The sequence below is a fragment of the Pseudochryseolinea flava genome (assembly GCF_003286915.1).
In the GTDB taxonomy this organism is placed as follows: domain Bacteria; phylum Bacteroidota; class Bacteroidia; order Cytophagales; family Cyclobacteriaceae; genus Ohtaekwangia; species Ohtaekwangia flava.
Genome location: NZ_QMFY01000001.1, coordinates 76322 through 96940, shown reverse-complemented (window position 1 = coordinate 96940; position 20619 = coordinate 76322). Strand labels below are relative to the sequence as shown.

The window sequence follows — 20619 nt, the reverse complement described above, 5'->3', positions numbered from 1 at the left end:
AGACGTATGAAAAAACTGATTCTCTTGTTGTTTTGTGTGATTGCTTTCGAAGTCAGCGCCTCCCACATTGTTGGTGGCGAATTCGAGATCCGGTACATTCCTGGATCGAACTTTCGTTATGACGTGCGGCTGATCCTCTATTTCGACGGGCTTTTTGGCGAACCCAATGCAATGGACCAGATCATCAACGCGCGAATTTTCAGAAAGCACGATAACCAACTGATGGAAAATGTTCAGTTGCATCTGTATGACACCGTCAACGTGGAGTATTTTCAAAAAGACTGTAGCAATGGTTCCGTTGTCACGCTAAAACTTATTTACACCTTGCCATTATCAGGTGGTGTTCCATCGTCGAAGGTAATGAGTAGCGCAACGTATAATCATCCCGAAGGCTATTACATTGTATGGGAACGTTGCTGCCGTAATTATCAAATCACCAACATCTACAGCCAACAACCTGAAGATGGATCAGACAAAGATCCCGAAGCTGCTGGACAATCATTTTACCTCGAGTTTCCGCCGGTAGTGAAAGATGGCAAGCCCTTCATCAATTCGTCACCTCGTTTGTTTCCTCCTTTGAGCGACTATGGTTGCCCTAATCAATACTACTACATTGACTTTGCAGGCAAAGATGATGATGGCGATTCGTTAGCATACTCTATCGTGACGCCGATGAATACACATCAAACCGTCGCATTTCCGCAAAGTGGTCCTGCGCCATTTGATTCCGTGCGATGGAAACCTGGCTTCAGCAGAACGAATGTAATGATGGGCAATCCTGATTTACGCATTACACAAGATGGTCTACTGACCGTTACACCAACACGGTCAGGATTATTTGTATTTGGTGTACGCTGCGTCGAGTATAGAGACGGTGTGAAGATTGGAGAAGTACGTCGCGACTTTCAGATGTTTGTACTCGATGGACTCGAATGCCCAACGCCAAAGCCTCCTGTTATTGAAGCAAAACCGAAAGACGCGCCCGACAATGCTTTCGTAGCAAACAATATTCAAGTAAACTATGCGCACGATGTATCAGATGAAAATCGGTGTATTCAAGTGCGTGTGTCCGATGCAGATTCACAAAACCCTAATGACAATAAAGAAGAAAATATATCCATTCGCGTAATACCGATCGGCTTCAAAGATCCAGCCGTGAAAGAAGTTCTCCCAATAGATACGACTGCCGTTTTAAAAGATGGCAGCACCGCCATCTTCGAAATCTGTTTTCCGGAATGTCCATACCTCGGTGGACCGTTTAAGCTTGGTATCATTGCTCAAGATAATGCGTGTCCATTGCCGCGACTGGATACGATTTTTGTTGATGTGGATATCAATATTCCAAATAACAATCCAGCGATCTTTCAAAACGATCAAGTTACCGCAACGTACCTTGAAGGGCAAGCAACGCCGACTTGGTTGGTGAAAGCTACGGATGCAAACCTCGACAGCATTCGATTAAGAACACCTGCAACAGACCCTTACGATATTTTCGATTACGGATTTACATTTGAACAAACCAAAGACCAGCTCGGGTTAGTAGAAGGTCTTCTTCGCTGGGATACGCGCTGCGATGTTGTTGACTTTAGTGATCGGACGAATTTTGATTTTTACTTCTTAGCAAATGACAACGACTTCTGTGATTACACGCCAGCGGATACCATGAAGTTTGATTTGGCAATCGACTTGTACGACTTCCATTCCCCAACAATCTCAACAGAAATTTCACCGGATAGTATCATCAACGCGAAGCTTTTCGAAACGATTGACTTCGATGTGATCGGGAAAGATCAAGACAACGACAAAGTGAAATTAATTGCCCGTGGTCTTGATTTTGATTTTGCTACCAGTGGTATTTCCTTCACTGAGCGTAGTGCATTGGGAAACGTCGTATCACCTGCAGTGTGGATGCTAAATTGTGATAACATCCCGTTGGATGATCAGCAAGAATTCCGCATGCAGTTTATTGTAGTCGATGAAGAAAATCGCTGTCACTATTATCTCGCCGATTCGATCAATGTAAAGGTGAAGGTATCGAAGCCTAGTAATAAAAATCCGGAATTGGTAGTCACCGGAAACAAAGACGCTTATACTTTGGGTGAAACAATTTCTTTTGAACTAGTAGGATCTGATGTCGACGTTTCGCCTACGGATAAACTAAAAATAGAATTGGCTAACGCAGATGGTACGACACCACCCCAGGGCTACACGCTCGAGGCCGATGCGCCTTTTGGCCCCAATGCAAAGTTCTCGTGGACCCCTGGATGCGAAATCTTCGCTAACGATGTCTACACCAACGACTATACTTTTACTTTTCGCGTACTCGACGACCGATGCTACAATGAAAAAGATACTGCGCTCGATGTTACATTTTCCATTAAGGATGTTGAACGCGAGACGGTTAGCTTTTTACCACCCAATGTGATTTCACCCAATAATGATGGTAAGAATGATTTCTTTGCTATGGCGCGACGCGATGACAGCGGCAACCTCATTAGCATTTTGCCAAATGATAATTGCACGGGCACTTTCGTGAAGTTCATCATCTATAACCGATGGGGAACGAAAGTTTTTGAAACGAACGATAGAGATTTCAAATGGTCGCCGGAAGATGATCACGGTGGTGTTTACTTCTATACGCTCAAGTATTCGACGTTCGACTACAAAGGAACGATTGTGCTAACCTTTTGATGGTCACCAACTCAAATCGTGATCGGTAGTATACTTCCTTGTTTGATGTAGTAATATTTTTGGTTGAGATAAACCTGCAGCCATACATCGGTTTGTTTTACGATGATCACACGATGTCCACCGCCGATGATGCCGGCAACAGGTGCACCTGCAGAAGGTCCTTCCATCAAATATGTTTTTGATTCGGTGATAATGCCCGTCGAGATTTGTTCGGAAACGTTTACGTTAAGCGCGAGTGGAATCATAAAAATGATCGCAGCGATTACCGGACCGATTGGATTCGACTTCCTGATTTTCAAGAACACCGCGATAGCAAACAAAAGAAATACAAGCGCAGCGAGTGCGAGTGATACATAGCGATGATACTCATGGAAATAGGAGAGGAGGATGCTTTGTTCAACATCATATCCTTGCAGACCATATTTGCTGGCGAGTTCTTGCATTTTATCGAGCGCACTTGGATCGTGCGACACATTATAATAGAGGTTGAGGTGATATAGTGCTTGACCAGTCTCAGCAAGACCTTCTTCGATATAGGCCATCTTGAGTAGCATGGCTGGTGTATATTTATTTTGCTCAAACATTGTTTTATAGAGATCCAATGCTTGCGTGTATTGTTTGGTTTTGAAAAGCGAATCAGCTTGTTGGAGACGGAAGGAAGAGTCCTGGGCATTTAGGGCCGAGGAAAAAATAATTGCTGAAAAGAAAAATGTATAAAGAATTTTTAGAATCACCCTTTGCATATGTTTTTTATCCTATTACCTTTGTGCCCTCAATTACGGGAATAACCCGAAAATTGACAAGGAAACGCCACCGAAGTACGGCAACGGTCGATAGAAGTGGTGAAAAAATTGAAGATTCCGTAGCTTCCCGATAGCTAGGAGCATAAGCAAAACAAAATCGGGGACATAAGATTCCGTAGCTCAGCTGGTAGAGCAATACACTTTTAATGTATGGGTCCTGGGTTCGAATCCCAGCGGGATCACAGTGTTTAAAACACAAAACTTAAGAACCCTCAAAGCAAATTGTTTTGAGGGTTTTTTCTTTTTACACCACCTCATTTCATTCATAAAGTTCAATTGTCAGGTGAGTGTTTAGGTGCGTTACCAAATTATTCAAAACAGAACGCTCCTAATAAGCTATAACTGACAGTAAGTCAAGTAGTTCAGATAATGAACATCTTGATTTTGTCTGACGCAAACCGAAGTTTTACAACAATTAAACCCGGTACGTTATGACCACAAACACAAGAAGAACATTCAATCAGATTTTCTATCCGAAGAAATCAAAAGCCACGCTGAGTTACGCTCTCATGTATCTACGTCTCACTGTAAATGGTGAGCGTTCGGAGTTCACTATCAATCGTGAAATTGAATTGAAAGACTGGAATGATCAATCTCGTCGCATGAATGGAAAAACTCCAAAGGCGAAAGAGTTCAACTCATATCTCGATGCCGTTGAATTCAGAATCTATGAAATCTATAAAGAGCTAGTCGCAAATGGTGAGCAAATTACCGGCGACATTATCAAAGCAAAATTTCATGGAGTTGATATCGATAAGCCGCGGATGCTATTGGAGATCTTCGAAGAGCACAACAAACAGTTCGGTGAGTTGGTCGGAAAAGACTTTTCTAAAGGAAGCTTGAAACGCTTTAAGGTTGTGGTAAAAGCATTGGAAGAATTTCTTCAATGGAAATTCCAAATAACAGACATCAGCATAAAGAAGCTCAACTTCGAATTCATCAATGACTTTGAATTTTATTTGAAGTCAGTTCGCAATTGCAGCCACAACACGGTCATGGGTTATGTCAAGAAACTCAAGAAAATCGTCCGTCAGTGTGTTGCCAAAGACTGGCTTGACAAAGATCCCTTCATGGCTTACAAAGTTACCCTTCGCGAGACACATCGAACGGTTCTCAATGAAGAAGAGCTGAAGATCATGAGTGAGAAGACACTGATCGGACGGATGGACCAGATCCGCGATATCTTCTTATTCAGTTGCTACACAGGACTTGCGTACAGCGACGTTGAGAAACTAACAGCAGCTGAGATAAGCACGGGCATTGATGGAGAGAAATGGATAATGACAACCCGAACAAAAACGGATACAGCAACACGAGTTCCTTTGCTTCCGCCTTCGCTTGCGATCCTGGCCAAGTACGAAGGACGACCAGATCTTCTTTATTCAGGAAGACTTTTACCTGTAGTCAGTAATCAAAGAATGAACGGCTACCTCAAGGAACTTGCTGACCAATGTGGAATTCAAAAACTACTCACGTTCCACTGTGCCAGACATACCTTTGCCACAACTGTTACTCTAACTAATGGTGTACCAATTGAAACTGTCGGAAAAATGTTAGGTCACAAAAGTTTGAGAACAACACAGCAGTATGCAAAAATTCTGGACCGCAAGGTTAGTGACGATATGTTGAAACTGAGGTCGAAATTTCAGCTGCCTTCAAATTCAGAAAAAGCGAAGGAAAGCTAAATTTATAAAGCATGGTCCGCGATGCGTCAAGAGACATCGAAATGCATCTTGAATCGTTCGTGGATCATCTTTTCTTCTTGCTGCTTCCAACTTCGCGTTATAAAAGGCTACCAAGTCTCGTCTGCTTTACGACTCCTTGTGGAAATTGTAGCATCTTCACGACAAGCGCAATCAACATCAAAGTTGCCGCCTTTTCTTTGGCAGGAAATAACCTGCGAAGACTACTACTGCGGGAATCATTGTGATAATACCGTTTTCTGACATAAGTTGTTTACTGATCAGATCACTTTAATATATTTGGAAAACAGATCCGGTCAACGTTTGAAGGAGACAGTCATGTTAAAATGCAACGTATAAAAAAACTTATAAAACTTATCATGGCTGCATTAGCGCTAGTTTGTACTTTCATTTTTACTCCCTGGCAAACTCTATGGATATGGATAACACCCCTTCCTGAATCCATACAAGAACAAGTCAACGACGCAACTGGTCTGGGATTCGATGGAATTATTGTGTATGTGAATCAACGCGGCAAACCACCTGCGTCTTATGCAAGTGGATTGATGAACAAGGAGAACAACGTTAAGACCGAACCGGATGCGTTATTCAAAATCGCAAGTATAAGTAAGTTGTACCTCGCTGTTGCTACTGTTAAATTAGTCAACAACAAAAGTTTGGCTCTTGACGACACCTTGTCGAAACTCTTGCCAGAGATCGCAGGTAGAATTGAAAATGCTGATCAAATTACGTTGAGGATGCTGCTAACACATCGAAGTGGTATCCCGGATTGGATTAATGACAAAGCGTTTCCCTGGGGCAGTCCACCAACGGATGTTAACAAAGTTCTGAGCTTGGTGTTGGATGATGATGCAAACTTCAAACCGAACACACGCTATCAATACTCCAACACCAACTACCTCTTAATAGGAAATATTTTAGACAAAACACTTGGTTACAGCCATCAGCAGTATATAAAAAAGGAAATTTTGGCTCCCCTTGGATTAGTACATACGTTTGGATCACTGAGCGAGGTTGATCCCAAACAGGTTATGTGTGGATATGACTCACATTACCAAGGAGATGTTAAGATGCTCGATTTTGTATCGCCAAGTGGAGCGATGGTTGCGACCGCTGAAGATGTTGGAATATTTTTACGCGCATTGAACGATGGCTCATTGCTCAATGATGAAGAGCAGAAAATTTATTCAGCTGTTTACGAGTATGGCCATACTGGTTTGCTACCTGGGTACATGAGCATTGCACGCTATCATAAAGACATTGATGCGGTAGTTGTCCAGTTCGTGAACACAAGTGGGGGAAACAATTGGGGAAAATCGGACATTATTTATAAACGTGTCGTAAAGATACTGAAGACAAAATCATGATAAGCATTAGTTGCAGCGATCTGCATCAGCAGAAGTCTACGTTTGTTTTAATGTGCGTCTGAGTGCCTCCTGCTTTAATTCGTGAACCGTTTTTCTTTTTGTCGACTCGACCCACGCCAACAGTTCTGATTTTTTAAAAAGTAATTTCTTGCCATGCTTATAATGTGGAATAATTCGCGTCGAAGTCTTTTCGTAGAGCGTCGGCACAGCTAAACTTAGCAGAGCAGCTGCCTCCTGAACATTCAGCAATGTCTCGCTACCATTTTTATTTAGGCCCCTCTCATCAAGAAGCGTGCTGATGGTTTCGTTAATCAGGCTCTTAAGTTCTGTCACGGTCATTGTGACGACCAGTTTTGGTTCCATACCAAGAAAGCATTTTTTATAAACAATGTAGGAGTTCGTTGATTCAATGAATTTCAATCACATAGTCAGAACGAAATTCCAAATGCTCGTTGCGGTGAACATAGCCTAGCTGATTTGTGGTCAGTCTTGTTGCACCAATTTTAAACTCACGCGAATTGTGGTGATGATGGCCAAAGATCCAATAGTCGACATGCGAACGCTCGATAAAATCGCGAAGCTCTGTAGCGAATCCCTCGTTTAGTATATCACCTATATACCGCTCAGGGTAATTGAGAAATGTCGGTAAATGATGAGTGACAATAACAGTTCTTTCAGATTCTTTCTCAGCGAGGGCGCTGGTGATAAATGCTTTGCAAGTTTCATGCAATCGAGTCGCATCCGCTGGTGTAAAGATTTTCCCATTGTTTCGTATGACGTGGAAGTCATTCATCCTTCGTGCAATCTCTGGCGCATTGTCAATACTTATCGATGACCACAGGGTCGATAGGATCAACTTGGTGTTCCCGTGAATTACTGACTGGTTGTTGACCAACACTACGTTGCTTCGTATTTTCTCATTTAATGGGTCAAACCTTTCTGCTATGTCAGAGTGATAATATTCATGATTACCTGGAATCCAGTATGTCACCTCAAAATTATTTGAAACGAAATCAAAAAAATCCTCATGCCGGTTCATGGCTGTAAATGGCATAATATCTCCTGCCAATAAGAGTACATCACCCTTTGGTATTATCGGATTTCTGTGAATGAATCTATTGTTAAGGTCAAATTCGAGATGAAGATCGGAGCAGATTTGAAAGGTCATGGTAATTTTTGTTTGGGCCAAAGATTTACAAATGATTGCTTCACTTCAAGATGTTTATTTTTTATACTGGTTTGTATCAGATTTCTATACCAAGTTGGTACCATCTTGTGAAATAAGTTAGTGAATGTTTCCCAAGTTGCTGAAGAGGACAATTTTATGAGCTTGGACAGTTCAGCCGGAATCAATCGCGACCAGTTATTAACCGTCGGCGACTTACAGCGATTTAAAATCGAATTGCTTTCTGAAATAAAATCGTTGCTGAACGACAGCGGGAAGCTTCAACCAAAACAATGGGTGCGTTCAAATGAAGTTCGCAAAATGCTCAGCGTCTCCGCTGGCACGTTGCAGAATCTACGCATCAATGGAACCCTGTCGTATACCAAGGTTGGCGGAATCATTCTTTATAAGCGCGATGACATCATCAGAGTGCTTGAGGAAAACGAGATATCAAACTCCTTAAGGCATGGATAGGCTCGATCAACTTAGTTCATACGTGGATAGGATATTGGTCGACGATAGGATCAAACCGGTCCACATTGCGCTGGCCACGGCGTTGTGTCATCTGTGGATTGTAAATCAATTTGATAATCCGTATCGAGTGTCCAGAAGAGTGTTAATGAAAGCGTCACGCATACGTTCGAAGGCTACCTATCACAAGATCATTTCGGAATTGACCTCCCTTGGTTATATCACCTACAAACCGTCCTATCATCCGAAAAAAGGAAGCACCATCGCTTTGAATCTTTGAGTGTCTTATTCGTCATCCGAGATTTTCCTGGAACATCGTGCGCAAAGATTGTAGACCCACCCGGCATAGACTCGATCAACTGCTCCCTTACAACCACACTCCTGGCACGTTTCGTTACATGCCCTTACCGCCTGTTTTATAATCTCATCGATTTCACTACAGAAAGAACCATATATCCGAAGCGTAGCATACTTCTCTTTGATATCGGTGATCATTTGTCCCTTTGTCAGTCGCTGCCGAAGGTTAAAGGCCCACCGGTATTTGATCCTTACGACTGAATTCCCCGTTGCAAGCCAGTGAATGAGGTTGCACACATACCAAGGAAGCCATTGAGGCCACATGTGTTTTTCAATGTCGGCGACCGCTTTCGTAACGATCGGCATCCAACCTTCGGGCACGGATGGAAATGAATAGCCGAGATGATTATAGCGCTTGTGAAATTCCATAGCATTAGATCACTTCAGATTTGGCTGGTGGTTTTCGAGAACCTTTTTTATATCATCATGATTATAGTAAAATACACCGCCTACCTTTGTGGATGGAATGACACCTTTGGTTCGCAGGTTCTGGAGTGTGCCGTGTGATAATGAAAGTAACTTTCTAACCTCATGCGATTTCAACCACTTGCGATCGGCTGAGGGATTTTGTTGTGTCAGCATTTTCCTGATGTCCTCAAGGAGTTCACGCTTGAATGTTTGAAGATCGTCAGGAGTAATGATTGAAGCAGGCATATTCGTCGGTGTTTTGGATAATAGCATAATTGTAATTCCTCTGGTTGGATGAAAGGATGGAATGTATTCGATGTATCCCCACGCCTTGAGCTCTTTTATTTTTTTATGGTACGTCGCAATTGAACTGATACGTGAATGATCCATGATCCTTCGGCGGGTCACCCGAAATTTTGCAACGGACGGATTACATCGCTTAGCCAGAACTAGTGCGATATACATGCTTACATGTGAAGGACCGATGCGGTCATCAGATAAAATCTTTTCTAAGAGATTCAATTGAAGGTCGAACAAACTAGGTTTACGAGCCGGCTTTGTTACGATAAAAATTGCTCGCAATATATAATGACGCAGTGGAGTCAAAACTCACAGCCCAAACGGAGAAAATGTATCCAATTCGAATATTGTAAAAACCACGCAACCCGGCCAACTCGGCTCTTCGGTAAACGGAGGGTCGGTCTTCATACCTTTTCAAAACAGTTAAGATGCCAATGATAATGTCAAAAGAAAGGTTGATCTCATGATTGATAGTGCGTATGCAGTTTGCTTGTGAGGCTGCAAGAAATTAACCTGAGATTTACGTTGTCCGTTTTGTATAAATCGGTACAACCCAATTGGTTCCCTGGCAGATGAAACAAGAATGCGCGCCTGTAGTGAGTTGTTTCACCTCACCACACCTACAGCAGCAATAGGTGCCGGAGGCGGAAATATAGGAAACTTGTTTTTGAAATAATTCAGGTAATATAGACAGCCCCTCTTTTACCGCGTCATCGGGATAGAAAAATACACTGATGTCGCCGGATGTCTCCAGATAAGCTTTCCTCACTTGTCCGAGGTGTTCGACATTCCGTAGCCTGAGTTCGGCGAAGAATTCATCCTGCGCCAGGCTTTCGCGTCTGAACTTTTTCATGGAAAATTTCCCCTCGTCTATTAAACACTCTGTTTTACCCTCAAACAGCTTTTCCACAAACGGGCTCTTACCTGTAAGCCATGTGATGAGACGATAGAGAAGCATCACAACAACGAAAACAATAAAGGCATGAAAGATACCAACGTCGTCGTAAAACATTGGATCGCCTGCTGCTGAACCCAACGAGATGATGATGACCATTTCAAAAATAGACAACTGCTTAATACCTCTTTTACCGGCAATCTTTAACACCAGTAGCAGGCCCAGGAACATGATCGTCGATCTGACAGCAACTTCGAGTAGAAAGCTGCCGGGTGCATCATTAAATAATATTCGGTTCCAGTCAAACATTGGAATCATCTATCGAAATGTGCTCCATTGATTTCTTAATTCAGATACGAGGTTAACTGCCGAATGGAAGAAGAAGCTTAAGCCTCTTCTTCGCTTGCTTCATAGTTAATATCGCTCTCCGCGATTTCGGTCAATAATTCATCCGTCTCCTTTTCTTCGGCCAATGTTTCTGCCAGAATATCCGCGATATCCTCACGTCCCAAGGTCTTGGCGAGTTGCGCAAGACCACCATAAGTGGCGATCTCATAATGTTCTACTTTCTGTGCCGCCAGGATCAATCCAACATCGCGCGTCGCCGTACCCGCATCGGTGTCTTCAATGATTCCCTCCCCTTCTTGGACCAAACCCTCCATTGCATCACACTTTTTGCCCTGTGCCTTTTTGTCTAAAAGCTCAAAAACCTGTTCAAGCCTTTCCACATGCACCTGCGTTTGTTCCAGATGGGTTGCAAATGCATCCTTTAATTCCTGCGACGATGCAGCCTTGTGCATTTTGGGAAGTGCCTTTGTAAGATGTTTTTCCGCCCAATAGATGTCCTTGATTTCATCAACGAAGAGTTCTAACAGAGCGGACTGAATTTCTTCGGTGGATTGCTTAGGAGCAGAAGCCTTCTTCGTGCCTTTCTTCGCGGGTGCTTTTGTTGCCATACCAGTAAGTTTAATTTAAGCACTATGCTTAAATAGTTATGCCATGGACATCTATGGACTAAGAAGTTGAGGCCCTGGTTTTGTCCGGGCGTTTTGGCAGTGAAAGTCTGCTTGACATTATGATCTGATCTCGCGGCGCATGAACGAATAGTATGACAAACCAAAACAAAGCATCGTTGTTCCAATGAGTCCTGTCAGTTGCGGCCACGCCAGAAGCAGGCTCTGTCCGAGAGGCAGCGAGCCAGGCACGGTACCCACTAACTGTTCCATTCTCAACAGACCCAGGGTTCTTACGGAAGGCATCATCAGCGTTGTCGTCGCATCGCTGAATAATTGGCTGGGAATTAATCTCAGTAAATTGTTAACGAATCCCTGATAGTTAATAATCTGATCAGGGGATGCCAAAGCAGACGGCTCCATCGCTTTTGCGATCACCTTCACGATCAAGGGATAAAATACACTGAAGAAAATCCATACAGCGATCGCAGACAAGGCTGAAGTAGAGGGCTGTTTAAACCGTATCGAAAAAAGGATAGAAAGATTTAGCCAGAAGGCGACATAGCAGATTGTAATGAAGCCAAAGAAAATTATTCTCCAGAATTCTTCAGCGCTGGGCGGAATTCCGATTCGAATCAAACCTAAACCTGTCATTAAAATACAGAGCGAAAAAAGCATAATGCTGATCACGGTCAGCGCGGCCGTGAATTTGGCATTGATCACGTAATCGCGATGGATCGGTTGGGCCATGAGTCGTACCAATGTATTGTTGTTCTGCTCGGAATTGATTGCGTCGAATCCCAGGCTGATGCCAAGAAGAGGCCCAAGGAAACCCACGAACACAACAAACGATGGAAGTGAACCATCGGTGACCGTAAATAATTTTAGAAATAGAAACGTATCATCCTGCGCACCCGCCATAGCGTCAGGCAAATTTTTTAGCGCAGTGTAAAGCGATCCGATGCATGTCAGTACAATGAGGATGAGCAGAATAATAAATCTCCAGCTGCGAATATGATCCGATACTTCTTTGCGGACAATGAGCCAGAAGGGATGATTGCTTCTCGAGGAGTGATCACGTCCCGGATTGGTAAGCGAATATTTCACCTGGTTCAACAAGGGCAAGATCATGCTGTTTATCTTGTTCATGGTGTTGCGGTTTCTTTGAAGTAATGATGGTAGATGTCGGATAGACCGTACTCTACGTTATGTAGATGCATCAGATCGGCACCTTGCGCAGTAATGGATCTGGCGATGGCAGGCGCCACATTTCTAGAGCAACCGATACGATATTTATTATCGTCTAGTTCAACGCTCAATACCCCTTCGATCCGTGAGATGGTGTCCGTTAATTTTTGCTTGGCCATACCATTGGAGTCCGGGAATACAACACTGGCTTCGATGCTATACGGCTGGTGTGAAAACAGTTGTTGCGCCAGCGCCGTGATATTTCCTTCCGCGAGTAGTTTTCCTTTTACAAATAGTCCGATGCGGTCGCATACTTCCTGTACCTGGTGGAGGTGATGGGAGGACAGCAGAATGGTGATGCCTTGCTCCTTACTCAGTTCTCGTATCAGGGTGAGCAACTCGACGATACCTTCCGGATCGATTCCAAGCGTTGGCTCATCCAGGATGATCACCTCAGGGCGCTTGATCAACACATCGGCAAGTCCCAACCGCTGACGCATACCCCTTGAGTATGTGCCTGCTTTTTTATGCGCGTCATGAGAAAGCCCCACGCGTTTCAATAATGATTCGGCAAGATCGGCGGCTCGGGTCCTGTTGATTCCATTGAGTTGCGCTGTATAGATAAGATTTTCAAGGCCGCTGTAGTCATCATAAAATCCTACGCTGTCCGGAAGGTAGCCTACCTTGCGCTTAACTTCGACGGGTTGGCGAACCGGGTCCTTGCCGCAAACTTTTACAACACCTGAAGTAGGTTCGGTTAAACCCAGCATCATCAGGATAGTGGTTGATTTGCCCGCGCCATTTGGACCAAGCAATCCAAATATTTCACCTTTGCTGATGGAGAGCGTTAAATGATCGACCGCAGTAAACTGCCCATACTTTTTGGTTAAGCCAGTCAGTTCGATAATGCGCTGGTCCATGATCACCTCCTTCCATATTTCTTAAACAGGTAATAGATGCCTCCGGCGACCGCTGCAATAATCAATACGCCAATCCACCCGTATAGCATAGATGTCTTTACTGAAATCCGGAATGAACTTTTCGACGAGGCCTCCGGACATTTACCTTCAAGTGTGGTTACATAATCACCAGGGATCGCATTCCGATCTGCCTTGATGGTCGCATAAACAACGCTTGATCTACCAGCCTCCAATTTGTCGATGCTGGTGGGTTGAAAGGTGACCTCCCAATTAGCAGGTGCAGCGTGCGAAAATTTGATATTTCTGAGTTCGGTTGATCCGGTATTTCGAACTTCGAGCTCTATGCGTTTTTCATCCCCAGCCGTTATACTGGCACTTAATAATCCGCTCGGTGTCGTTAGTTCTAATTGATAAGAACCAGTAATGACTACTTCCAATTCCATTCGGGCGGAGGATGCGCTGGTTACTCCCTCCACTGGTATGCGATAAGTTCCCGCTTCAATTCCGTCAGGAGGATCAATCTCAACCGTAATATTTTCAGCCTGATTTGCCTCAACGGGTACAGCCGTGACCTGTTTCCCTGACCATTTAAAAGCTACGTTCCATCCAGGAAGTGCCTGCGCCCTTAGTCCATAGAGTTGCTTGTCACCGGTACGGTTTCTCAATTCTGCGTTGTAGGTAAACAATGCCGTGGCATTCCCCTCCATGTTCGGCTGGCGAGTAGAGAGCTCTGTCTTGAATGTTCCCTGCTCTGATACCACAATGATGAGCCGAAGGTCGCCCATACCCGGAGCTACAACACGAAAACTATAGCTACCCTTGTTTACTTTTTGAGGCACGTCAATGTGCAAGGTCAGATTCTTTCGCTCCTTGGGTAAGACCGAAAGTTCCCCGATGGTCCATCCACCGGATTTCAAACTGTAAGACCATTCGCCGGGAAGTCCAACGACTTGAATAGTAGCATTCTTTACGCTTACGGAATTGTTAATGACGTCAATGGTATAATCAATTGACTGTCCTGGTGGTACCGAAATCTTGGTGAAAGGCGTGTAGAGTGTCACGGCAGTTTCGGCGACTGCAACGTAACTGAATGTTGTCATCCACGAGGTGAACAACAGAACGATGAACAATGTACGCCTTGGCAGTAAAAACTGTTTCATAAATTTTTAATGACTTTTTGTACATGCGGCAAAAATAAAAACGAGATAAAAAATCAAAAATGGTTTTTAAAATATTTTAGCGCCCACGGATGGTTCCCTGCCGATCGAACTATGCTAATCGTTACGCGTGCTCGCACTCAATAGACGGAGAGTGACATTTTTACAAATGACATTTTGACTTTTTGTGTGACATTTTTAAAGTGCCGTGCCCTGAAAGTTTGAATGGCACAAAAGTCGCTAGCCGAAAAAACATGTCGTCTTTAAATTTAAAATCTATGAACATTAATTTTAAACCAAACGAAGACAGGATTCTAGTCGAGCCAATAGCGGCTGAAAGCAAAACGGCTTCCGGTATTTACATTCCGGATACTGCCAAAGAAAAACCTCAATCCGGAAAAGTTGTTGCTGTGGGGGAAGGGTTGAAAGATAAACCCGTCACGGTGAAAAAAGGTGATCAGATATGTTACGGAAAATATGCAGGGACAGAGATCACCATTGACGGTAAAGAATATCTCATCATGCGCAACTCCGATGTGCTGGGTATCATCTAACTAATCGTTTAACAATTAACATTCACAACTATGGCTAAAGATATTTTATTCAATGCGAATGCGCGCGATAAGGTCCGCAAAGGTGTTGACAAACTCGCCAATGCTGTAAAAGTCACACTCGGTCCAAAAGGAAGAAATGTCATTCTGGGCAAAAAGTTTGGAGCGCCTACCGTCACCAAGGACGGTGTTTCGGTAGCGAAGGAAATCGAACTGAGCGACCCAATTGAAAACATGGGCGCACAACTTGTAAAGGAAGTGGCCTCCAAGACCGCCGATGCTGCCGGAGACGGCACCACAACGGCAACGGTATTAGCACAAGCGATCTACACACATGGTATCAAGAACGTCGCTTCCGGCGCCAATCCCATGGACCTGAAAAGAGGTATCGATAAAGCCGTCACCACCGTTATCGACAACCTTCGCCAACAAAGCAAAAAAATAAAGAGCTCTGCTGAAATCGCGCAGGTAGCAACGATCTCTGCTAACAACGATGAGACCATAGGCAAAATGATCGCTGATGCTATGGATAAAGTAGGCAAGGACGGTGTCATCACGGTTGAAGAAGCGAAAGGGACGGAGACCGAAGTGAAGATTGTCGAAGGGATGCAATTTGACCGTGGATACCTTTCTCCCTACTTTGTTACCAACACGGAAAAAATGCAGGCGGAACTGGATAATCCTTACATCCTGATCTATGATAAAAAGATCAGCGCGATGAAAGACTTGCTTCCAATACTTGAGCAAGCAGCCCAGACCAGCAGACCATTGGTCATTATTGCCGAAGAAGTAGATGGCGAGGCATTGGCCACATTGGTAGTAAATAAGATCCGCGGTGCCCTCCGAGTGGCGGCAGTGAAGGCTCCGGGTTTTGGTGACAGAAGGAAAGCGATGCTCGAAGATATCGCGATTCTCACAGGTGGAAAGGTGATTTCCGAAGAACTCGGGTTCAAACTGGAGAACGCAACCCTAGAGATGCTCGGACGCGCTGAAAAGATCAACATCGACAAGGACAACACGACCATCGTCAATGGTGCGGGAAAAAAAACCGAGATCGACGCCCGCGTCAATCAGATCAAGGCACAAATCGAATCAACCACGTCTGATTACGATAAAGAAAAATTACAGGAACGTCTGGCTAAACTCGCTGGTGGTGTTGCCATCCTCTATGTCGGCGCGGCTACAGAAGTAGAGATGAAGGAGAAAAAAGACCGCGTCGACGACGCATTGCACGCAACGCGCGCGGCGGTGCAAGAGGGAATCGTTCCAGGCGGTGGTGTAGCCTATATACGCTCGATCGAGGCAATCAAAAACACCGAGGCCCTTGGCCTTTATAACGATGACCAGGAAACGGGTGTGAACCTCGTCCGACTAGCTCTTGAAGCACCGTTGCGCACCATTTCCGAGAACGCTGGACAAGAAGGCTCCGTGATCGTCAATAAAGTCCGCGAGGGTAAAAAGGACTGGGGATACAATGCGCGTGAAAATAAATTTGAAAACCTGGTGGAAGCCGGAATTATCGATCCTACAAAAGTCACACGACTTGCACTGGAGAATGCAGCATCGATCGCAAGTCTGCTGCTGACTACCGACGCTCTCGTATCCGAGGTAAAAGAGGAGAAACAGAAAGCAGCGGGTGTGCCACACGGCATGGACGATATGATGTAATTCATAACGCCATAGCGTGCTAACTAAGCCGTCTCAAACATGGGACGGCTTTTCTTTTACGTTTAATGTTGTTAACGTTTCAGTTAGTTCTTTTGAAACTAAATTGCGGGTTAATGGATAAAGGACAATACACTGTGAAAAACGTAAGGCTGGTGCTGGGCAGCGGTGGCGCGCGGGGAATGGCCCATATTGGCGTTATCGAAGAACTGATTGCGCGGGGTTACACCATCAAAGAAGTTGCAGGTAGCTCGATGGGTGCCGTCGTTGGTGGTATCTTCTGTGCTGGCTATATGACAGAGTATAAGCATTGGCTTCAAACGCTTAGCAAGTTGGACGTGTTTCGTCTCCTTGATTTTACATTGTCATCTCAAGGGTTCGTCAAGGGAGAACGTGTCTTTAGAGCCATGGAGGCTTTCGTCGGAGACAGTGCGATCGAAAACTTCACCATACCGTTTACCGCCGTCGCTTCCGATATCACGCAGAGAAAAGAAATGCATTATAAAAGCGGCAGCTTATTCAAAGCACTGCGATCGTCAATGGCAATCCCCACGGTATTCAAGCCCGTGAATATCGGTCAGTCACAAATCGTTGATGGGGGCGTGCTCAATCCATTGCCGTTAAACGCGGTGTCAAAAAAGGACGATGAACTCATTGTAGCAGTGAACTTGAACAGCAATATCGCTTCTGGGCCGAGCCCGCGTCTTGAAGAGAACAAGGAAAAAGCAGCATATCTGCGAATGCTCAATACGTTTCGATCACAGATCCTTCGAATCGACAGTGCCGCAGAAGATAACATCGAACGCCTCGGGTGGTTTGATCTTCTAACAAAATCATACGAACTCACACAAGATCGACTCACCGAGTTGATGATTCAGATTCATCAGCCCGACATCGTGGTCAATGTATCACGCGATGCATGCGGCGTGTTCGAATTTTATCGGGCCGTTGAAATTATCGAATGTGGAAGGAGAGCGCTGGACAGCGCGATAGTCGGAAGCCGGAAAGAAACAGTTCAAAGAGCTTCCTAGCAGCGTGAATAAGGCGCTTGGTGATATTGTTGGTACGATATACAGCGATTAGGTTTTTATACGCTTTGCTGTCTCGTTACTCCTCTGTTAATCAAGCCACCAAGAAATAGATGAGTTATTATCATTGACGAACATTAACCCCTTCGTCACGCCGGATTATCGCGGTCAACATCCTCACATTGGTTTGAAAATTACTTTGCGGAGCGGCTTACATCGCGCGCAACTTCCATCGCGTCTGGTGCACAGGCGTAGATGTAGCAGAACACGCAGTTCACCTGTCGCGCAAAGAGTATGACCTCCCAAACCTTTCATTTGTTCATGGCACGGCCGAATCCCTTATGGTACTCGATAACTCGATTGACGTGGTCCTCGCCGTGGAGTCTTCCCATGCGCTCGGAAATGTGAAAAAATTCCTGAGCGAAGTTCTCCGTGTACTCAAACCCGGCGGGCACCTTCTGCTGACTGATTTAAGGGACTCGCTGGAAGAGATGGAATCCTTCCGGGAAGAATTAATGGCTTCAGGGCTGCTCATGATCAACCACGAAGACATCACAGTCAACGTGCTCTCAGCCATCGAATCCGACGATGCTGCTAAAAGAAAAACAATCGAATCACTCGTCCCTAAGAGCTATCAAAAAGTGTTTTTCGAGGTGGCCGCCGTTGTTGGATCAAGGGTGCACCAAAGCCTGAGAGATGGCTCGGGCGTCTACCACCGGTACGTGCTACAGAAGCCGGAAGCCCGTCTATAACCCTCTGAAACAGTGCATTAGCGTCGTTTTTGTGAATTTGTGGATAAAAATGTCGAAAAGATTAAACATTCATTCCTGATCCATGTTATAACATATATAACGATTGACAACATGGTAAAGGATTACCAAGAACGAAGAAAAGATTTCAAACACGCGTCCATAGCGCTGGCGGATGCACATCAGGGCACCCTGCTGGTGACTGCCACCGCTACGTACATTCCCATTGATCAGTTCAAATCGATTTTCAACGAGATCGCGCATTGGGTGGAAAAGTACAGTATTCAAAAACTCATTTTTGATAAACGCCAACTTACAGTATTCCACCAGCCTTCCATGGAGTGGTATTTTGTTGACTGGAAAGAAAGAATGTACGCTGCCGGGCTGACCAGGCATGTGAAGATCCTGCCGCAGGACGAAGTCTTTCGCCAGAGCGTGAGGATCGGGCGTAACAAGATCAATGAAGCTTATCCCAACGGCAAATTTCACACGATGGAGATTTTATATGCCGAGACGCTGGAGGAAGCTGTCGCACTCTGAAGCATCATTTGAATTATCACTCTAATAGTAAACCATAATTATAATGCTAGCACATCTGGCTTACGTAAGCGTAAGAAAAAAAAATTGTACCGAAGAAGAGATTGAAAAAATCCTTGCGGCCTGCAAGATCAATAATGCCCCGCTCGATATTACAGGGGTCCTTCTTTATTCAGAAACCAAGTTTATACAGTACGTCGAGGGAGAGTCGACATCCCTGATGGCCCTTTACGACAAGATCAAGAAGGACGCTCGTCATGAAAAAGCAGTGATGATCTCCTACAATCCAATTCAGTCCAGAATATTCCCGAGCTGGCAAATGGGCAGTCGCAAACTAGCCTCCAACGATATCGACTTTGTGACCGATATCACCCCGGGTGACAAGGAAATTTTTAAAAAGATAGTCAACGGCAATCAGGCCGATGGAGCAAAAGTACAGGACTTGTTATTGAAGTTTTTTAAAAAATGAGGATGTAGATCCGTGGAAGAACACTCGCTTCAGGCCAAGATCGGGAAGTTGATCGCTCAGCTCGAGGAAGAGGTGCGTAATCTCTCCTCCTGCCACCGAAGCGAACTCGACCGGATTCGCGAGGACAATACCATCGAGTTGAAAACACTCACCGATAATTTCGATAAGCTTCTCACGACCGTGAACGCGCAATACCAGTCACGGATTTCAGATCTCGAAAACGAGATCGACTATCTGAGAGAGCTCAACGTGGCCCAACGGATCATGATGGAAGATAACCTGGCGTATATAAAACGACTGGAGGAGAAACTCATCGCGACCCGTTCGCTGGATTAGTCTGTAAAGGCAGCGTCACAGTGAAATGTGTGCCCGCGGGTTCAAGCCGAAACGAGATACTGCCCTTCAGTTGCTCAACCGCTTTCCTGCACACATAAAGTCCAAGTCCATTGCCCATCGAACGTTCCGAGCCGCGATAGAACATCCCGAAGATATGCTGGCTTATCGATGGATCGATACCATCGCCATCGTCGATCACATCCAGCGTCCATTTTCCGTTCTGTTGTTGTGTACGGATAACGAGGGTACCCTTTTTCGACGGGTCGCGAAAGACAAAAGCATTGGAAAACAACGATTGGAAAATGATCACTACCAATGCAGGATCGGTGTATACCTTGGGTTCGCCAAGTTCTACTGTCACGTCGACGAGATGCCAGCCGGGAAGATGCCGGAACTCGCCAACAACCTGCCAGATAATTTTGTTGAGATCAATCGTTTCAAGTCGTGGTTCCTCCAGCACCGATTTGGAAAACGATGCCAGCGAACGCAGGAGATTATCCATCTGAACGGCTTTATCCTCAATGTGCCTTGCGTAGCTCCTGATGATGTCTGACTGCGGCTCGAGTTGAAGCAGAGAAAGAATTCCTTTGATGGAAGATAACGGACTGCGGAGATCATGCGAGGTCCGGTAAAGTATCTGGTCCAGTTCGAAGCTGCGGTCTCGCAGTTGAACAAGAGTACGCTCAAGGGAGGCGTTCTTGGACATTAATTCCTCAATGGCAGCGGTAAGTTCTTCCTTTTGTGATGACAACTCCTCAGCCTGATCGTCGAGTTGCTGCTCACGATCTCTGAGTTTCGTTGTTTCATCATTTAACTGTGCAAGGAGGGCGGCAATCTCTTCTCTGCTACTCCCGTTAAGCTGATTCATGTTATGCTCGTCCGGACTTTTCATTGCAATTCCAACAG

22 protein-coding genes, 1 tRNA gene and 1 pseudogene are annotated in these 20619 nt (G+C 44.9%); 13 read left to right on the top strand and 11 right to left on the bottom strand.

All coding sequences use genetic code 11. From position 1 onward, the window contains the following. The first annotated feature begins 6 nt into the window (after positions 1-6). Positions 7-2691 carry a T9SS type B sorting domain-containing protein gene (locus DQQ10_RS00475; protein WP_112744838.1) on the top strand — a complete coding sequence of 895 codons (2685 nt, stop codon included), beginning with the start codon at positions 7-9 and terminating at the stop codon, positions 2689-2691. Between the two features lie 11 nt (positions 2692-2702). Here the strand turns inward: DQQ10_RS00475 and DQQ10_RS00470 are convergent, their stop codons facing one another. Further along, complete coding sequence (locus tag DQQ10_RS00470; RefSeq protein WP_112744837.1) at positions 2703-3434, bottom strand: tetratricopeptide repeat protein; 732 nt, start codon at positions 3432-3434, stop codon at positions 2703-2705. Positions 3435-3603: 169 nt separating this feature from the next. On the opposite strand from DQQ10_RS00470, the gene DQQ10_RS00465 reads away from it, so the two are divergent. From DQQ10_RS00465 to DQQ10_RS00455, 3 genes are all read left to right on the top strand, one after another. Then, positions 3604-3676, top strand: a tRNA-Lys gene (locus tag DQQ10_RS00465). Positions 3677-3925: 249 nt separating this feature from the next. After that, on the top strand, positions 3926-5179 hold the full coding sequence (locus DQQ10_RS00460) for a site-specific integrase (protein ID WP_112744836.1): 1254 nt from the start codon (positions 3926-3928) through the stop codon (positions 5177-5179). Between the two features lie 377 nt (positions 5180-5556). Next, positions 5557-6564, top strand: coding sequence for a serine hydrolase domain-containing protein (locus DQQ10_RS00455; protein WP_245970209.1), 1008 nt, complete (start codon positions 5557-5559; stop codon positions 6562-6564). Positions 6565-6600: 36 nt separating this feature from the next. On the opposite strand, the gene DQQ10_RS00450 is transcribed toward DQQ10_RS00455, so the two are convergent. Together DQQ10_RS00450 and DQQ10_RS00445 are read right to left on the bottom strand one after the other, a co-directional pair. Then, on the bottom strand, positions 6601-6927 hold the full coding sequence (locus DQQ10_RS00450; protein WP_133259497.1) for a helix-turn-helix domain-containing protein: 327 nt from the start codon (positions 6925-6927) through the stop codon (positions 6601-6603). Positions 6928-6970: 43 nt separating this feature from the next. Further along, positions 6971-7732 carry a metallophosphoesterase gene (locus tag DQQ10_RS00445; protein ID WP_112744833.1) on the bottom strand — a complete coding sequence of 254 codons (762 nt, stop codon included), beginning with the start codon at positions 7730-7732 and terminating at the stop codon, positions 6971-6973. Positions 7733-7888: 156 nt separating this feature from the next. On the opposite strand from DQQ10_RS00445, the gene DQQ10_RS00440 reads away from it, so the two are divergent. Both DQQ10_RS00440 and DQQ10_RS00435 read left to right on the top strand, forming a co-directional pair. Next, positions 7889-8203, top strand: coding sequence for a helix-turn-helix domain-containing protein (locus DQQ10_RS00440; protein WP_112745707.1), 315 nt, complete (start codon positions 7889-7891; stop codon positions 8201-8203). Further along, on the top strand, positions 8196-8480 hold the full coding sequence (locus DQQ10_RS00435; RefSeq protein ID WP_112744832.1) for a hypothetical protein: 285 nt from the start codon (positions 8196-8198) through the stop codon (positions 8478-8480). Before DQQ10_RS00440 ends, DQQ10_RS00435 begins: the two co-directional genes overlap by 8 nt. A 5-nt stretch (positions 8481-8485) precedes the next feature. Here the strand turns inward: DQQ10_RS00435 and DQQ10_RS00430 are convergent, their stop codons facing one another. The 7 genes from DQQ10_RS00430 to DQQ10_RS00400 form a co-directional block, all read right to left on the bottom strand. Then, on the bottom strand, positions 8486-8926 hold the full coding sequence (locus DQQ10_RS00430) for a hypothetical protein (protein ID WP_133259496.1): 441 nt from the start codon (positions 8924-8926) through the stop codon (positions 8486-8488). 9 nt (positions 8927-8935) lie between these two features. Then, on the bottom strand, positions 8936-9355 hold the full coding sequence (locus tag DQQ10_RS00425; protein WP_317047912.1) for a helix-turn-helix domain-containing protein: 420 nt from the start codon (positions 9353-9355) through the stop codon (positions 8936-8938). Between the two features lie 430 nt (positions 9356-9785). Next, positions 9786-10478 (bottom strand): DUF421 domain-containing protein, encoded by a 693-nt coding sequence (locus DQQ10_RS00420; RefSeq protein WP_112744830.1) that lies wholly within the window; start codon positions 10476-10478, stop codon positions 9786-9788. Positions 10479-10546: 68 nt separating this feature from the next. Continuing rightward, a complete protein-coding gene (locus DQQ10_RS00415; protein ID WP_112744829.1) occupies positions 10547-11116 on the bottom strand; it encodes a YciE/YciF ferroxidase family protein in 570 nt (189 codons plus the stop codon). Between the two features lie 117 nt (positions 11117-11233). After that, positions 11234-12262: an ABC transporter permease gene (locus DQQ10_RS00410; RefSeq protein ID WP_112744828.1), complete on the bottom strand. Its 1029-nt coding sequence runs from the start codon at positions 12260-12262 to the stop codon at positions 11234-11236. Further along, the gene (locus tag DQQ10_RS00405; protein WP_112744827.1) at positions 12259-13221 is read right to left on the bottom strand and encodes an ABC transporter ATP-binding protein; all 963 of its coding nucleotides are present in this window, start codon (positions 13219-13221) and stop codon (positions 12259-12261) included. Before DQQ10_RS00405 ends, DQQ10_RS00410 begins: the two co-directional genes overlap by 4 nt. A 2-nt stretch (positions 13222-13223) precedes the next feature. Next, entirely contained in the window at positions 13224-14381 is a 1158-nt protein-coding gene (locus tag DQQ10_RS00400) for a COG1470 family protein (protein WP_112744826.1), read from the bottom strand. Between the two features lie 275 nt (positions 14382-14656). Between DQQ10_RS00400 and DQQ10_RS00395 the strand changes: the two genes are divergently transcribed. The 7 genes and pseudogenes from DQQ10_RS00395 (at position 14657) to DQQ10_RS00365 (ending at position 19713) form a co-directional block, all read left to right on the top strand. Continuing rightward, a complete protein-coding gene (locus DQQ10_RS00395; RefSeq protein WP_112745705.1) occupies positions 14657-14932 on the top strand; it encodes a co-chaperone GroES in 276 nt (91 codons plus the stop codon). A 30-nt stretch (positions 14933-14962) separates the two neighbouring features. Then, positions 14963-16597, top strand: a complete 1635-nt coding sequence (gene groL / locus DQQ10_RS00390; RefSeq protein WP_112744825.1) for a chaperonin GroEL — start codon at positions 14963-14965, stop codon at positions 16595-16597. Positions 16598-16710: 113 nt separating this feature from the next. Further along, the gene (locus DQQ10_RS00385; protein ID WP_245970208.1) at positions 16711-17625 is read left to right on the top strand and encodes a patatin-like phospholipase family protein; all 915 of its coding nucleotides are present in this window, start codon (positions 16711-16713) and stop codon (positions 17623-17625) included. A 209-nt stretch (positions 17626-17834) separates the two neighbouring features. Beyond that, positions 17835-18374, top strand: a pseudogene (locus DQQ10_RS00380) (class I SAM-dependent methyltransferase); the annotation flags it as partial. A gap of 111 nt (positions 18375-18485) precedes the next feature. Then, the gene (locus tag DQQ10_RS00375; RefSeq protein ID WP_112745703.1) at positions 18486-18911 is read left to right on the top strand and encodes a hypothetical protein; all 426 of its coding nucleotides are present in this window, start codon (positions 18486-18488) and stop codon (positions 18909-18911) included. Between the two features lie 43 nt (positions 18912-18954). Beyond that, complete coding sequence (locus DQQ10_RS00370) at positions 18955-19377, top strand: BLUF domain-containing protein (protein ID WP_112744823.1); 423 nt, start codon at positions 18955-18957, stop codon at positions 19375-19377. Positions 19378-19389: 12 nt separating this feature from the next. Beyond that, positions 19390-19713, top strand: a complete 324-nt coding sequence (locus tag DQQ10_RS00365) for a hypothetical protein (protein WP_112744822.1) — start codon at positions 19390-19392, stop codon at positions 19711-19713. On the opposite strand, the gene DQQ10_RS00360 is transcribed toward DQQ10_RS00365, so the two are convergent. Continuing rightward, positions 19688-20605 (bottom strand): sensor histidine kinase, encoded by a 918-nt coding sequence (locus DQQ10_RS00360; RefSeq protein WP_112744821.1) that lies wholly within the window; start codon positions 20603-20605, stop codon positions 19688-19690. The two genes, DQQ10_RS00365 and DQQ10_RS00360, sit on opposite strands and share 26 nt — an antisense overlap. Positions 20606-20619 lie beyond the last annotated feature (14 nt).